The sequence below is a fragment of the Pseudomonas sp. 910_21 genome (assembly GCF_052850735.1).
Genome location: NZ_VXCY01000005.1, coordinates 148,080 through 163,039, shown reverse-complemented (window position 1 = coordinate 163,039; position 14,960 = coordinate 148,080). Strand labels below are relative to the sequence as shown.

Below are 14,960 nucleotides of genomic sequence, written 5' to 3'. Positions count from 1 at the left end.
GCTCATGTTGGTCGGTGGGCGACCCCGGTAGAATCGCGGCGTTTTTTATTTTCGGGATCAGGGACATGCCGTATCGTTTTGTCGTTGCCAGCGCTTTGCTGCTTCTCAGTTCATTGTGCATGGCCCAAGGTCCGGCTCCGGCTATTTCCTACACCCGCGACATCCAGCCGATCTTCACCGAGAAGTGCGTGGCCTGTCATGCCTGCTACGACTCCGCCTGTCAGCTCAACCTGGGCAGTGGTGAGGGGGCCGGTCGCGGTGCCTCGAAAATTCCGGTGTATGACGGCGAGCGCAGCAAGGCCCAGGCCCCGACCCGACTGTTCTACGACGCCAGTGGCAAGGCGGCCTGGCAGCGCCAGGGCTTCTATTCGGTGCTCGATGCCCAGGGCAGCCAGGCCGCGCTGATGGCGCGGATGCTGGAACTGGGGCATCGCACGCCATTGCAGCCCAATGCCAAGTTGCCCAGTGAAATCGCCCTGGGCCTGAACCGGGAGAACATGTGCCCGCAGCCGGCGGAGTTCGACGCCTATGCCGGCGCGCATCCGAAAGAGGGCATGCCGCTGGCGGTCACCGGTCTTACCGATCAGCAATACCAGACCCTGCAACGCTGGCTGGCCTCCGGCGCACCCATCGACGAGCAGGGCCTGGCCCCCAGTGCCCGGGAAAGCCTGCAAGTGGCTCAGTGGGAGAACCTGCTCAACGCCCCTGGCGCTCGGGAAAGCCTGGTGGCGCGCTGGCTCTACGAACACTGGTTCCTGGCCCATGTCTATTTCGAAGGCGGCGAGCCGGGGCACTTCTTCCAGTGGGTGCGCTCGCGTACCCCCAGCGGCCAGCCCATTGACCTGATCAACACCCGTCGCCCCAACGACGACCCGGGCACCCAGGTGTATTACCGCCTGTGGCCGGTGCAAGGGGTGATCGTGCACAAGACCCACATCACCTACCCGCTGAGCGCGGCGAAGATGGCCCGGGTCAAGACCCTGTTCTACAGCGGCGACTGGCAGGTCACTGCCTTGCCGGGCTACGGACCCGGGCGTCGAGCCAATCCGTTCGAGACCTTCGAGGCGATTCCGGCCAAGGCCCGCTACCAGTTCATGCTCGATAACGCCGAATACTTCGTGCGCACCTTCATTCGTGGCCCGGTGTGCCGCGGGCAGATCGCCACCGATGTGATCCGCGACAACTTCTGGGCGCTGTTCCAGGCCCCGGAACATGACCTGTACATCACCGATCCTACCTATCGCGGCCAGGTCACGCCGCTGCTGGCCATGCCCGGGCAGAACGACGATGTCGGCAGCGTGCTCAGCTTGTGGCTGTCCTATCGCGACAAGCGCAACGAGTACGAAGCCCTGCGCCGCGACTTCTATGCAGACTCTCCGGCACCCAGTTGGTCAACCCTGTGGGCCGGCAACGACAACGCGCTGCTGAGCATCTTCCGTCACTTCGACAGTGCTTCGGTGACCAAGGGCCTGATCGGCGAGGTGCCGCAGACGATGTGGCTGTTCGACTACCCGCTGCTGGAGCGCACCTATTATCAGCTGGCAGTGAATTTCGATGTGTTCGGCAACGTTTCCCACCAGGCCCAGACCCGGCTGTACTTCGACCTGATCCGCAACGGCGCCGAGCAGAACTTCCTGCGCCTGATGCCCGCCGGTACCCGCGAGGATTTCCTCGACGATTGGTACCAGAACAGCGGCAAGTTCAAGATGTGGCTGGATTACGAGTCCATCGACGATGACAAGCGCAGCGCGCTGAAACTGGACCCCAAGGACCCGAAGAAAGACTTCGCCCATCAGTTGCTGGCGCGCTATGGCGAGCTCAATGCCAAGCCCGACCCGATCAATCGCTGTGACAGTGCCTATTGCTCGCGGCCCAATATCGACCCGGCGCTGCAGGATGCCGAGCAGGCCCTGAGCAGCCTGGCGTCGCGCCCGGCGGCGGGGCTCAAGGTCATCGAACAGTTGCCGGAAGCCACCCTGCTGCGGGTCCAGGCCCCGAGCGGCAAGCGCGAGTTCTACAGCATGCTGCGCAATCGCGCCCACAGTAACGTGGCTTTCATGCTGGGCGAGTCGCTACGCTACCAGCCGGGCCTGGACACCCTGACCATTTTCCCGGGCATTCTCAGCAGTTATCCGAACTTCATGTTCAACGTTCCCACCGAGCAGGTGCCGGCGTTTGTCCAGGCCATGCAAGAGGCCCGGGACGCTGCCGGCTTCGAGAAGATCGTCGATCGCTGGGGGATTCGCCGCAGTCATCCGCAGTTCTGGCAGTACTTCCACGACCAGACCCGCTATCTACAGGAAGTCGACCCGGTCGAGGCCGGCGTCATGGACATGAACCGTTACGAAAACCTCTGATACAGGGCCGCTATCTGTCCTCGGGCCGCCTACTGACGGGGCCCGGGGATGCCCTATACCAAGGTCTATCCCGACAAAAATACTAGGACTTTGTCAGCGGCGTCGATTGGCGTAAACTGCGCCCACGTCTGCGAGGAACCACCATGAGCGCCATAACCATTACCGACGCCGCCCACGATTATCTGGCTGATCTGCTATCCAAGCAGAACACCCCGGGGATTGGCATCCGCATCTTCATTACCCAGCCAGGGACTCAGTACGCCGAGACCTGCATCGCCTATTGCAAGCCGGGCGAAGAGAAACCCGAAGACAAGGCCCTTGGCCTGAAGAGCTTCACCGCCTACATCGACGCCTTCAGCGAAGGTTTCCTCGATGATGCGGTGGTCGACTACGCCACCGACCGCATGGGCGGCCAACTGACCATCAAGGCGCCCAACGCCAAGGTGCCGATGGTCAATGCCGACAGTCCGGTCAACGAGCGCATCAACTACTACCTGCAAACCGAGATCAACCCGGGGCTGGCCAGCCACGGCGGCCAGGTCAGCCTGATCGACGTCGTTGACGACGGCATCGCCGTGCTGCAATTCGGTGGCGGTTGCCAGGGTTGCGGCCAGGCCGACGTGACCTTGAAGGAAGGCATCGAGCGCACCTTGCTCGAGCGCATCCCCGAGCTCAAGGGCGTCCGCGACGTCACTGACCATACGCAGAAAGAAAACGCCTACTACTAAGGCGTTCACTGCGAACTAAAAAACGGCGCCCCGTGAGCGCCGTTTTTTTATGCCCGCAAGCCAGCCCCCCCCAAAAAAGCTTCCGTAGGAGCCGGCTTGCCGGCGAATGGGCCCCCGAGCCTTGCACCGATACCGAGGACGCCTTCGCTGGCAAGCCAGCTCCTACAAAGGGGGAGAGGTGTCAGGGGCGATAGAGGTGCGCGTGTCCGGCGCGATACAGGGACGACTCGCTGAAAACATCCGTGGCCAGCACCCGGCCCACCAGGATCAGCGCCGTGCGCCGGAAACCCTTGGCCGCGACCTGCTCGGCAATGTCGGCCAGGGTCCCCAGGACCCAGTCCTGGTCCGGCCAGGTGGCACGATGCACCACCGCAATCGGGCAGTCGGCGCCGTAGTGCGGCAGCAGCTCGGCGACGATTTTCTCCAGGTGATTGACCCCCAGGTGAATCGCCATGGTGGCGCCGTGGGCCGCCAGGCTGGCGAATTCCTCACCGGCAGGCATGGCGGTCTTGTCCGCATAGCGGGTGAGAATCACGCTCTGGGACACATCCGGCAAGGTCAGCTCGGCCCCCAGCAGCGCGGCGCAGGCCGCTGTGGCGGTGACTCCGGGGACGATTTCGAAGGCAATGCCCAACTCCCGCAGGCAGCGGATCTGTTCACCGATGGCGCCATACAGGCTCGGGTCGCCGGAATGTACCCGGGCCACATCCTGTCCTTGGGCATGGGCTTCCCGGATGGCCTCGATGATCTGTTCAAGGTGCAGTTCGGCGCTGTTGATCACCCGCTCAGCCCGGTGGCCTTCCAGTACTGCCTGAGGCACCAGGGAGCCGGCGTAGATGATCACCGGGCAGCGATGGATCAGGCGCTGGCCCTTGACCGTGATCAGTTCCGGGTCGCCGGGACCGGCACCGATGAAATAGACAGTCATGGCTGTCTCCTGTGAGAAAGGGGCTGGAGCCGTGCTTCAAATGAAGATTGCTCATGATCAAGGCGGGGGATTATCGAGGATTTTACCGGCAAGCGGCCATTGCCAGGGTGGCCTGGGCGTATTTCTGACGAGGGATCAGCAGTTGGGCCGGGCCGGGATGCAGCTGTTCGGCCATGGCCAGGGCAGCACTTTCGGCAACGCCGTAGCAGCCGGTGCGTTCAAAGGCGATCTGTGAACGGTGGCTGAGGCGCAGGGCATAAGGTGCCAGTTGCATGCTGCTGAAACAGGTCAGTGGCAGTGCCAGTTGCTCGGCCAACTCCAGCAGACCGGGCTCGGCCTGTTTCAGGTCGATGCTCGCCAGGGCGAAAACCTGCTGCGTATCGATGCGATGGGCTTCCAGCACCTGATCCAGCAGCGCGCGCAGCGTGGTCACCGGGCAGCCTTTCTGGCAGCCCAGGCCGACCACCAGGGTCGACGCTGCGCGCACTTCGATCATGCTGAGTACTGATCCGTGTTCCTGCGCCGGAACAACCAGGCGCTGATCAGCCCGAGGGCTAGCCAGAAGGCGGCGTTGGTCAACTGCGAGGCGATTTTGAATTGTGCCTCCAGCTCTTCCGGGGCCAGCATCGAATGCACTTCCGGTTGTGGCGCGCCGATCACGTGAGGCACGGCGATGATGGCCGCGCCCAGCAGTTTCAGCAGCCAGTTGCCGGCGAACACGATCAGGGCAAGGCCCACGGCGGTGGAAGCGGCAGCGCCGACCCACCACACCTGGCGCTGTACCAGGTCGGCGGCGGCGGTGCCCGGCAACTCCGGTGGCAAGCCCAGGGTCGGCGCCAGGCAGAAGGTCGCATAACCCGCCAGGCCCCAGAGCAGGCCCTGGGAGGTGCGGCTGGGCGCCCGCAGGGTGTAGAGCCCGGCCAGCATCAGGGCGAAGCCGACGGCCACCACCAGATTGCCGCCCGTGGTGGACAGCACTCGCTGCCAGCCATCTTCCGGTTCCCAGGCTTCGGCGTCGTGGCTGTGGCCGGCCATGGCGCCTTCGGCGTGTTCATGGACTTCTGCGGCCGGGGCCTTTTCATAGGTTTCCGCCTGCAGAATCAGCGGGGCCACCCAGAAGCTTTGCAGCAGGGTCAGCAGCAAGGCCGCCAGCAACCCGGTGAACCCTGCGGTTTGCGCAATACGCTTGATCATGTCGGCAGGTCTCAGTGGCAAGGGAAAGCAGCGCTGTGACGGGTGTCGTGGGCGGCGTTGTGCACCGCTTCGATATGGGAGAAGCCGGCGAAGTACACCAGGCAGGCGCCCAGCAGCGAAGCGCCGATGGCGGCCACCAGGCGCTGGCTCAGGGTGGAGGTGCTGCTGGTGGAATGGCTGGTGCTGCTGATGATCGACATGGCGCTTCCCTCTGGAGTGTCAGCGGGGAGAGTGGCGCAGGAAAACCCCGCGTGACCGGCACGCAGGGTTTGCAACAGCGCCCGCCCACCGCGGGTTTGTTATGTGTGTGTTGCGGGCCGGTCTCCGGGCTGGCGAGGGGCAGGGGCCGAGTCATGTCGGACCGTGCCGGCAAGTGTCGCCTTCCCATGCCTTGGCACAGTGGATCTGACACTTCGCTCGCTTACCGTTGCGGGGGCAGCACCGGACTGGTCACGGCTTTTGTAGTAAAGCACGTGATTCACCGGTTTCCCGTTTCACCCTGTGAAGGGCACCCGTAACAAGGCGCGTAGGAAATCATGGCCGGGGTAACGTCGTCAATTGCGGACGCCGGCGCATTGCCGATTGACCGTCCCCCGCGCTCTGCGTAGCCTTGCGCCTTCGAGGTTCTTCGACCAGCGGTCGAAGCTAAGAAGGGAACGCGGTCGATGCCGCGGCTGCCCCCGCAACTGTGAAGGGTTTCATTTCTGCAAGGCCACTGCATTCGCGTCCGGAACGCCTGCGGGAAGGCGTAGAAACCGCCAGTCCAATGACTGGCAAGCCCTCAGCCAGGAGACCTGCCTCGATCCCAGATTCTCACTACAACCGGGCGGGGTGATCCGGTGGCGAAATCTCCGCGCGCTCCTGCGCTGCGGCTCTCGTCCCGTTTGCCCGCCACCTTTGCCAAGGGGCATCCGATGAAAACACTGGCCAAACTTCCCGTCACCATCGTCACCGGCTTCCTTGGCTCGGGTAAGACCACCTTGCTGCGGCACATGCTGGACAACGCCCAGGGCCGGCGCATCGCGGTCATCGTCAACGAGTTCGGCGAGCTGGGCATCGATGGCGAGATCCTCAAGCAATGCTCCATCGGCTGCACCGAGGAAGAGGCCAGTGGCCGGGTCTATGAGCTGGCCAACGGCTGCCTGTGCTGCACCGTGCAGGAAGAGTTCTTCCCGGTGATGCGCGAACTGGTGGCGCGCCGCGGCGATCTGGATCACATCCTCATCGAAACCTCCGGCCTGGCCTTGCCCAAGCCCCTGGTCCAGGCCTTCCAGTGGCCGGAAATCCGCAGCGCCTGCACCGTCGATGCAGTGATCACCGTGGTCGACAGCCCGGCCGTGGCCGCTGGCACCTTCGCCGCGTTTCCCGATCAGGTGGACGCCCAGCGCAAGCTCGACCCCAACCTGGACCACGAATCGCCCCTGCATGAGCTGTTCGCCGACCAGCTGTCCAGCGCCGATCTGGTGATCCTCAACAAGACCGACCTGATCAACCCCGAAGACCTGGCCAAGGTGCGCCTGGAAGTGGCCGAAGAGCTGCCGCCAGCAGTCAAAGTCATCGAAGCCAGCAGCGGCCGCCTGCCGCTGGACGTGCTGCTGGGCCTGGGCGCCGGCTCCGAGGAGCACATCGACGGCCGCCACAGCCACCACGATCACCACCACGACGGTGACGACGACCACGACGATCACGATCACGACGCCTTCGATTCCATCTCCATCGAACTGCCCCAGGCCGACGAAAGCCTGCTGCTGGACGCCCTGACCCAACTGGTGGTCAAGCACGGCATCCTGCGGGTCAAGGGTTTTGCCGCGATCCCCAACAAGCCGATGCGTCTGCTGATCCAGGGCGTGGGCACGCGCTTCGACAAGCACTTCGACCGCAAGTGGGGGGCTGACGAAGCCCGCACCACGCGCCTAGTGCTGATCGGCCAGGAACTGGACGCCGCTCAGCTCGAAGCGCAACTGCGCGCCGCCCTCAGCGTGTAACCCATGCACCTGCTCAGGACCCAGCCCGGCGGTTTCGTGTCGGATGACAATATTGCCGACCTTGGACAGACCCCCGCCGAGCTGGTGATCCTGTGCAGCGGCGACTCCAGCCTGGCGCTGCTGGCGGACGCTGCCGAGCAATTGCCCGAGGACTACCCCAGCTTTCGCCTGGCCAACCCGATGCAGGTGCAGAACCATGCGTCGGTGGACCTGTATGTGGACGAAGTGCTGCGCCACGCCAAGGTGATCCTGATTTCCCTGCACGGCGGCATTGGTTACTGGCGTTACGGCGTCGAACGGCTGGTGGAACTGTCCCGACGCGGAGTGCAGTTGATCCTGGTGCCGGGGGACGATCGCCCGGACCCGGAGCTCAGCGACCTGAGCACGGTACCGGCCACCGAGCGTGATCGCCTGTGGCAATACTTGCGTCAGGGCGGCCGCGATAACGCCTTGAACTTCTATCGTTGCCTGGCCAGCGGCCTGCTGGGGCGCGACTACCCCTGGAGCGAACCGCAGACCCTGCCACGCACGGCGATCTATCACCCACACAAAAGCCAGGCCACCCTCAGCGACTGGCAGGCCGATTGGCAGCCCGATCAAGCAGTGGCGGCGCTGCTGTTCTACCGTTCCCACCTGCAGGCGGCCAACACCGGTTTTATCGATCTGTTCTGCCAGCGCCTGCAGGCGGCGGGGCTCAACCCCTTGCCGATGGCCGTGGCCAGCCTCAAGGAAGCCGGTTGCCTGAGCCAGGTGGAAGACTGGCTGGATGCAACCGCGGCCGGGGTGATCCTCAATACCACCGGCTTTGCCCAATCCAGCCCCGAAGCCCCGCACCTGCGGCCGTTCCGGCGCAATATTCCGGTGATCCAGGCCATTTGCGCCCAGGACAACGAACCCGTCTGGCGTGACAGCGAGCAGGGCTTGGGGCCGCGGGACCTGGCCATGCACATTGCCTTGCCGGAACTGGACGGGCGCATCATCAGCCGGCCCATCAGTTTCAAGGACCTGGCCTGGCGCAGCGAGCGCAGCCAGTCGGATGTGGTCTGCTATCGCGGCCAGCCCGAGCGCATGGATTTTGTCGCCGAACTGGCTCGACGCTGGGTCGAGCTGGGACGCCTGGACAATGGCCAGAAGCGCATTGCCCTGGTGCTGGCCAACTACCCGACCCGGGATGGTCGTATTGGCAACGGCGTCGGCTTGGACACCCCGGCCGCCGCGCTGAACATCCTCAAGGCCCTGCACGCCGAAGGCTACCCGCTGCCGGCCGAGTTGCCCGCCAGCGGCAGCGAGCTGATCCGGCAACTGCTGGGCGGGGTCAGCAACGACCTGGACAGCCTCGACCAACGCCCGTGTCAGCAAAGTCTGGCCCTGGACAACTACGCGGTGATGTTCCAGGCCTTGCCGGAAGCCAATCGTCAGGCCGTGCTAGCGCGCTGGGGCGCACCGCAGCAAGACCCGATGTTCCGCGACGGGCGGATGATGATCGCTGGCCTGCGCTTTGGCCTGACCTTCGTCGGCATCCAGCCGGCCCGGGGTTATCAGGTGGACCCCAGCGCGGTCTATCACGACCCGGATCTGGTGCCGCCCCATGGCTACCTGGCGTTCTACTTCTGGCTGCGCCAGACCTACGGCGCCCATGCGCTGATCCATGTCGGCAAGCACGGCAACCTGGAATGGCTGCCGGGCAAGGGCGTCGGCCTCTCGGAGAGTTGCTGGCCGGATGCGCTGCTGGGCCCGCTGCCGAACATCTACCCGTTTATCGTCAACGATCCGGGGGAGGGCGCCCAGGCCAAGCGCCGCACCCAGGCGGTGATCATCGACCACCTGATGCCGCCCCTGACCCGTGCCGAAACCTACGGCCCGCTGCGTAATCTGGAGCTGCTGGCGGACGAGTACTACGAAGCCCAACTGCTGGATCCACGTCGTGCCCGGGAGCTGCAGCGGGACATCCTGCAACTGGTGCGCGAGACCCACATCGACCGCGAGTTGCAACTGGGCGAGCAGCTCGACAGCGACGCCGATGCGGCGATCTGGCTGCCGCGCCTGGACACTTACCTGTGCGACCTCAAGGAATCGCAGATCCGCGATGGCCTGCATGTGTTCGGCGAATCCCCTGACGGCCGACTGCGCATCGACACCCTGCTGGCCTTGCTGCGCATTCCCCGGGGCGATGGCAAGGGTGCCCACGCCAGCTTGCTGCGAGCTTTGGCCAAGGCCTTCGGCCTGGGCTTCGATCCCCTGGACTGCGCCCTGGCCGAACCCTGGACCGGGCGCCGTCCGCAGTCGTTGCAACGGCTCAGCGAGGCCTTGTGGCGCACGGCGGGTGACGTGCGCGAACGCCTGGAGCTGTATGCCGCAGCCTTGATCGAAGCCGCGCTCCAGGGCCCGGTGGCGCAGTTGGACGAGGCGGGCTGGGAGCCGGTGCAGGTGATCATCGAGGCGTTGCGCGAGGTGGTCGCCCCGCGCCTGGACGCTTGCGGCCCCGCAGAAATGCGCGGCCTGCTGGACGCCTTGAGCGGCCGCTTCGTTCCCGCCGGCCCCAGCGGTGCGCCGAGCCGTGGCCGTCTGGACGTGCTGCCCACCGGGCGCAATTTCTATTCGGTGGACGTGCGCAACCTGCCCACCACCACCGCCTGGCGCATCGGTTTCCAGTCAGCCAGCCTGATCCTCGAACGCCACCTGCAGGACCACGGCGACCACCTGTTGCAGTTGGGCCTGTCGGTCTGGGGCACCGCCACCATGCGCACCGGCGGCGACGACATTGCCCAGGCCATGGCCCTGATGGGGGTGCGTCCAGTGTGGGCCACCGGCAGCCAGCGGGTCGACGATTTCGAGATCCTGCCCCTGAGCCTGCTGGACCGGCCCCGGGTTGACGTAACCCTGCGGGTGTCCGGGTTCTTCCGTGACGCCTTCGCCAACCTGATCCGCCTGTTCGACGCGGCGGTGCAAGCGTTGGCGGCCCTCGACGAACCCGATGACATGAATCCGCTGGCGGCCAGAGTCCGCGCTGAACGCGCAGCCTTGATTGCCTCCGGTCTGGATCAGGACACCGCCGCGCGTCAGGCCGGCTGGCGGATCTTCGGCGCCAAGCCCGGGGCCTATGGCGCCGGGGTCCAGGGGGCCATCGACGGCCGCCTGTGGCAGAGCCGCGAAGACCTGGCCGAGGTCTACTTGAACTGGGGCGGCTACGCCTATGGCGGCAGCGACGAAGGCACTGCCGCCCGTGAGCAGTTCGCCTCCCGCCTGAGCCAAGTACAGGCGGTGCTGCAGAATCAGGACAACCGCGAGCACGACCTACTGGATTCCAACGACTACTACCAGTTCCAGGGCGGCATGCTGGCGGCGGTGGAAAGCCTCAGCGGCGCCAAGGCCGCCAGCTACCACGGCGACCACAGCCAGCCGGACCTGCCGAAGATCCGCACGCTCAAGGAAGAACTGAACCGGGTGATCCGCTCGCGGGCGGCCAATCCGAAGTGGATCGAAGGGGTCAAGCGCCATGGTTACAAGGGCGCCTTCGAAATGGCCGCGACCCTGGACAACCTGTTCGCCTTCGACGCCACCACCGAGCTGATCGACGATCACCAATACGCTTTGCTGGCGGACGCCTACCTGCTGGATGACTCGACCCGCGAGTTCGTTCGCCAGCATAATCCCCACGCCCTGCGCGACATGACCGAGCGCCTGCTGGAGGCTCAGCAGCGTGGCTTGTGGCAAGAGCCCGGCGATTATCGTGAAGCCCTGGAAAACCTGCTGCTGGATATAGAAGAAGATTCCTGATTCGGCGTAGATCGCGAGCAAGCTCGCTCCTACAACGGCAATGCCCTACCTGTAGGAGCGAGCTTGCTCGCGAAGGCGTCCTCCCAGACACCCCTGACCCGACCCAAGCGAGACCCCGACATGAGCGACACCCCCCATTTTCCGCTGTCCGCTGTGGTCGGCGCCGACGCCCTGAAACTGGCCCTGTGCCTGACCGCCATCGACCCGAAGATCGGCGGTGTGCTGATCGAAGGCCCCCGGGGCATGGCCAAGTCGACCCTGGCCCGGGGCCTGGCCGACCTCTTGGCCAGCGGGCAGTTCGTCACCTTGCCCCTGGGCGCCACCGAAGAGCGCCTGGTGGGCACCCTGGACCTGGATGCCGCCCTGGGTGAAGGCCGGGCGCAGTTCTCCCCGGGGGTTCTGGCCAAGGCGGACGGCGGCGTGCTCTATGTCGATGAAGTCAACCTGCTGCCCGACCACCTGGTGGACCTGCTGCTGGACGTGGCCGCCAGCGGCACCAACCTGATCGAGCGCGACGGCATTTCCCATCGCCATTCGGCGAAATTCGTGCTGATCGGCACCATGAACCCGGAAGAGGGCGAACTGCGTCCGCAACTGCTGGACCGCTTCGGCCTCAACGTCGCCCTCAGTGGCCAGACTGCGCCGCTGGAGCGCGGGCAGATCATCCGGCGGCGCCTGGATTTCGACAGCGATCCCCAGGGCTTCTGCGGCCAATGGGCCGAGGCACAAACAGCGTTGCGCGAGCGTTGCCAGCAGGCCCGAGCCCTGCTGCCAGCCATCGCCCTCGATGACCGGTCCCTGGAGCTGATCACCGAGCGTTGCTTTGCTGCAGGAGTCGACGGCCTGCGTGCCGATCTGGTGTGGTTGCGGGCCGCCCGAGCCCACGCCGCCTGGCGCGGTGCGAGCGCCATCGCCGAGGAGGATATCGACGCGGTGGCCGAGTTCGCCTTGCGCCACCGCCGCCGGGAGGTTGCGCCCAACGCGCCTCAATCAGGACAAAGCCCCCAGGCACCGGCATCACACAACGCCCAGCCCAGCGAAGGCCAGGGCCAATGGGGCGAAATGCCGGCCCAGGCCCTGCCGACCGGCGCCCGTCGTGAAGTGCCCAGCTGGCCAAAAAAGCCCTAGGCATTCGTCCCCGCACTGACCGGGGGGCGGATGCCAAGCCCCGGGCGGGGCACCTGGATCAGGGCCGGCAAGGCAAAAGCCGCGAGGCCCGCGCCGGTTCCATCAACTGGCCCGGCACCTTGCTCAAAGGCCGGCCGCGCCTGCGCCAAGACCTGCTGTTTCGCCTGCGCAGCCGCACGCCCCATGAACTGTGGCTGGTGATCGTCGACGCCTCGGCCTCGACCCGTCGGCACTCGGCCCTCAGCGACGCCAAGGGCCTGCTGGCGCAACTGTTCGACGACGCCTACCGCCGGCGTGCGCGCCTGGCCCTGCTCACTGCCAGCGGCCAAGCGCCCCGTTGGCAGGTCCAGGGCCTGAAAGCCTCCAAGGACCTGCGCCACTGGCTCGACGGTCTCGGAGCTGGCGGTGGCACGCCCTTGCTACAAGCGTTGGTCGAGGCCGCCCAATGGCTGGAACAGCGCCAGCGGCGCCTGCCGGCGGAGCGCCAGCGCGTGCTGCTGATCACCGATGGCCGGCTGAAAACCCTACCCGCCCAGATACCCCTCAACTGCCCGACCTTGATGCTCGACATCGAACGCGGCCCGATCCGCCTGGGCCGCGCCCGGGAACTGGCGCAGCTTCTCAACGCCGACTACCGCCACCTCGACGCCCCCGTGTAGGAGCTGGCTTGCCAGCGAAGGCGTCGTCCGGTGCGGTGCAAGGCTGCGGGCCAATTCGCCGGCAAGCCGGCTCCTACAGGGGGCGGGGCGTTTCGAGGGATGCCCATCTCCCCGTAGGAGCTGGCTTGCCAGCGAAGGCGTCGGTCGGGACGGTGCAAGGCTTGCGGGCCAATTCGCCGGCAAGCCGGCTCCTACAGGTGGCGGGGCGGTTCGAGGGATAAACATCCCCCCGTAGGAGCTGGCTTGCCAGCGAAGGCGTCGGTCGGGACGGTGCAAGGCTTGCGGGCCAATTCGCCGGCAAGCCGGCTCCTACAGGGGGCGGGGCGGTTCGAGGGATAAACATCCCCCCGTAGGAGCTGGCTTGCCAGCGAAGGCGTCGGTCGGGGCGATGCGTGACTTGCGGGGGCCTAGTGCCTGGGTATCGCGGGAACGGCTACGCTTTGCGCTGTCTTTCACAGGAGTGAATCCATGCGGGTACTGGTGCGTAACGATAAGGACGATTTCCGGGTCAAGGCCTATGCCGGGACCAACGGCGTGTTGCTGGCCATGGATCTGGATGCGTCGCGGCGCAAGGGGCTGCTGGGCTTCGCCATCGAGAAGCAGGTCGACAGCAAGCCCTGGCTGTTTCTGTTCAATAGCCTGACCTTCCCCGGCAAGCCCCACACCTTCCCCCAATACAACGCCACCCCCAGCGATCAGGCGCCGCTGCAGAAATTTCGCTGGGCCGACTACGCGGTCCGTCCCGGCACCACCCTCAACTATCGGGTTCACCTGGTCTACGGCAGTCCCGATGCACTGCAACTGGGTGAGGCCCTGGAACTGAGTATCACCGCCGACAACGGCCAGCCCCCGGGGCAACGGGTGATCTTCAACCGTGCCGTGGCCGCCAGCCAGGCCTTCTCGCGCAAGTTTCCCGAACTGGATGGGTTGCTCAGCAGCAACAAGAAACTGCCCATCGAGGCCTGGCCCGACGCACCCCGGCAATGGCTGGAAAACGGTTTGCTGGAGGAGCTTCTGGGGTTTATCCAGCGCGCCACGGATGCCAGCTGGAGCCTGGATATCGCCATCTACGAGTACCAGTTGCAGGCCGTCATTGACGCGGTCAACGCCGCCTTCGACCGTGGCGTGCAGGTGCGGGTGCTGTACCACGCCGGCCCCGGGGACGACGACACCACGCAGAACCAGGCCAGCCTGCAGCACCTGCCCGAGGACAGTAAACGCGGGCGGGTGACCCACGCGATCTTCCACGACAAGTTCATCGTCCTCAGCCGCCTCGACGCCGCCGGCCAGCGTCAGCCCGAAGCGGTGCTCTGCGGCAGCACCAACTTCACCGCCAACGGGGTCTACCGCCAGGCCAATGTGCTGCACAGCCTCGATCACCCGGACATTGCCGGGCGCTATTTGCAGGTATTCGAGCAGATCTGGCAGGCGCCGACGGACGTGGGTGCCACCCGCAAATGGTTGACCCAGAACAATCCCATGCAGCCTGATGCACCGCTGTTCGCCGGTTTTTCCCCGCGCAGCGGTCAGGGCGATCTCAGTGAGTTCGTCGACATCATCAACAGCGCCCGCCGCGACCTGCTGTTCGTCACCGCCTTCGCTTTGCCCGACAGCATTCTCGACGCCTTGCTCGGCCAGCCCCACGACGATGTCCTGCGTTATGGCCTGCAAAACACCGCCAGCCGCATCACCGGCTTCCACGCCGACCGCACCGCCGAATTCGCCGCCACCGCTTTGCTCAACAATGGCCTCGAGGGCTGGCTCAAGGAGGGCCTCAAGGGCCAGAAGGGCAACCTGCTGGTGCACACCAAGGCGCTGGTTACCGACTTCACCAGCGAGGCCCCGGTGATCATCAGCGGCAGCCACAACCTCAGCGTCGGCGCCAGCCAGAGCAATGACGAGAACTTCCTGATCATCCGTGGCGACACCGACCTGGCGGATCGCTACGGCCTGGAACTGCTGCGTTTCTACGAGCATTACCGGTTTCGCTATTTCGCCAGGCAGTTGGCCCTGAAACAGGTCCAGCCCCTGGCGATGGACGACAGCTGGAGCAATGACTACTACCTGGACGGCGACCTGCGCCAGCTGTCGCGCCTGCGTTTTTCCGGGCGCTGAACCGAGCCGCCGAACGGCCTGCCACCGGTCCGCTTTTACGGGGCCGGAACAGGCAAATTGATATCACCTGATCTAGCGTTGCCAGCGGA

The 14,960-nt window shown here is 65.4% G+C and carries 11 protein-coding genes and 2 riboswitches; of the genes, 7 read left to right on the top strand and 4 right to left on the bottom strand.

The features are described from left to right. Positions 1-65 precede the first annotated feature (65 nt). Positions 66-2,357: a fatty acid cis/trans isomerase gene (locus FW796_RS17435; RefSeq protein ID WP_346635317.1), complete on the top strand. Its 2,292-nt coding sequence runs from the start codon at positions 66-68 to the stop codon at positions 2,355-2,357. Positions 2,358-2,500: 143 nt separating this feature from the next. Next, positions 2,501-3,085, top strand: a complete 585-nt coding sequence (gene nfuA / locus FW796_RS17430) for a Fe-S biogenesis protein NfuA (RefSeq protein WP_102864880.1) — start codon at positions 2,501-2,503, stop codon at positions 3,083-3,085. 181 nt (positions 3,086-3,266) lie between these two features. Here the strand turns inward: nfuA and cobM are convergent, their stop codons facing one another. The 4 genes from cobM to FW796_RS17410 form a co-directional block, all read right to left on the bottom strand. After that, complete coding sequence (gene cobM, locus FW796_RS17425) at positions 3,267-4,013, bottom strand: precorrin-4 C(11)-methyltransferase (RefSeq protein WP_346635318.1); 747 nt, start codon at positions 4,011-4,013, stop codon at positions 3,267-3,269. A gap of 82 nt (positions 4,014-4,095) precedes the next feature. Continuing rightward, positions 4,096-4,509 carry a cobalamin biosynthesis protein gene (locus FW796_RS17420; RefSeq protein WP_346635319.1) on the bottom strand — a complete coding sequence of 138 codons (414 nt, stop codon included), beginning with the start codon at positions 4,507-4,509 and terminating at the stop codon, positions 4,096-4,098. After that, the gene (locus tag FW796_RS17415; RefSeq protein ID WP_346635320.1) at positions 4,506-5,207 is read right to left on the bottom strand and encodes a CbtA family protein; all 702 of its coding nucleotides are present in this window, start codon (positions 5,205-5,207) and stop codon (positions 4,506-4,508) included. Before FW796_RS17415 ends, FW796_RS17420 begins: the two co-directional genes overlap by 4 nt. Positions 5,208-5,218: 11 nt before the next feature. After that, positions 5,219-5,407: a CbtB domain-containing protein gene (locus FW796_RS17410; RefSeq protein WP_123725945.1), complete on the bottom strand. Its 189-nt coding sequence runs from the start codon at positions 5,405-5,407 to the stop codon at positions 5,219-5,221. Positions 5,408-5,505: 98 nt separating this feature from the next. Then, positions 5,506-5,738: riboswitch (cobalamin riboswitch) on the bottom strand. A 73-nt stretch (positions 5,739-5,811) separates the two neighbouring features. Further along, a riboswitch (cobalamin riboswitch) is annotated at positions 5,812-6,023 on the top strand. A gap of 98 nt (positions 6,024-6,121) precedes the next feature. Between FW796_RS17410 and cobW the strand changes: the two genes are divergently transcribed. The 5 genes from cobW (at position 6,122) to FW796_RS17385 (ending at position 14,871) form a co-directional block, all read left to right on the top strand. Continuing rightward, positions 6,122-7,192 carry a cobalamin biosynthesis protein CobW gene (gene cobW, locus FW796_RS17405; protein WP_102881550.1) on the top strand — a complete coding sequence of 357 codons (1,071 nt, stop codon included), beginning with the start codon at positions 6,122-6,124 and terminating at the stop codon, positions 7,190-7,192. 3 nt (positions 7,193-7,195) lie between these two features. After that, positions 7,196-10,969, top strand: a complete 3,774-nt coding sequence (gene cobN / locus FW796_RS17400; protein WP_446439656.1) for a cobaltochelatase subunit CobN — start codon at positions 7,196-7,198, stop codon at positions 10,967-10,969. A 120-nt stretch (positions 10,970-11,089) separates the two neighbouring features. Further along, positions 11,090-12,097 carry an ATP-binding protein gene (locus tag FW796_RS17395; RefSeq protein ID WP_446439655.1) on the top strand — a complete coding sequence of 336 codons (1,008 nt, stop codon included), beginning with the start codon at positions 11,090-11,092 and terminating at the stop codon, positions 12,095-12,097. A gap of 53 nt (positions 12,098-12,150) precedes the next feature. Continuing rightward, complete coding sequence (locus tag FW796_RS17390) at positions 12,151-12,756, top strand: vWA domain-containing protein (protein WP_446439826.1); 606 nt, start codon at positions 12,151-12,153, stop codon at positions 12,754-12,756. A gap of 468 nt (positions 12,757-13,224) precedes the next feature. Then, positions 13,225-14,871, top strand: coding sequence for a phospholipase D-like domain-containing protein (locus FW796_RS17385; protein ID WP_446439654.1), 1,647 nt, complete (start codon positions 13,225-13,227; stop codon positions 14,869-14,871). The last annotated feature ends 89 nt before the right edge of the window (positions 14,872-14,960 follow it).

Coding starts and splice junctions, on each gene's coding strand:
- FW796_RS17395 (WP_446439655.1), top strand. CDS start 11,090: ATGAGCGACACCCCCCATTTTCCGCTGTCCGCTGTGGTCGGCGCCGAC.
- cobW (WP_102881550.1), top strand. CDS start 6,122: ATGAAAACACTGGCCAAACTTCCCGTCACCATCGTCACCGGCTTCCTT.
- cobN (WP_446439656.1), top strand. CDS start 7,196: ATGCACCTGCTCAGGACCCAGCCCGGCGGTTTCGTGTCGGATGACAAT.
- FW796_RS17415 (WP_346635320.1), bottom strand. CDS start 5,207: ATGATCAAGCGTATTGCGCAAACCGCAGGGTTCACCGGGTTGCTGGCG.
- FW796_RS17385 (WP_446439654.1), top strand. CDS start 13,225: ATGCGGGTACTGGTGCGTAACGATAAGGACGATTTCCGGGTCAAGGCC.
- nfuA (WP_102864880.1), top strand. CDS start 2,501: ATGAGCGCCATAACCATTACCGACGCCGCCCACGATTATCTGGCTGAT.
- cobM (WP_346635318.1), bottom strand. CDS start 4,013: ATGACTGTCTATTTCATCGGTGCCGGTCCCGGCGACCCGGAACTGATC.
- FW796_RS17410 (WP_123725945.1), bottom strand. CDS start 5,407: ATGTCGATCATCAGCAGCACCAGCCATTCCACCAGCAGCACCTCCACC.
- FW796_RS17435 (WP_346635317.1), top strand. CDS start 66: ATGCCGTATCGTTTTGTCGTTGCCAGCGCTTTGCTGCTTCTCAGTTCA.
- FW796_RS17420 (WP_346635319.1), bottom strand. CDS start 4,509: ATGATCGAAGTGCGCGCAGCGTCGACCCTGGTGGTCGGCCTGGGCTGC.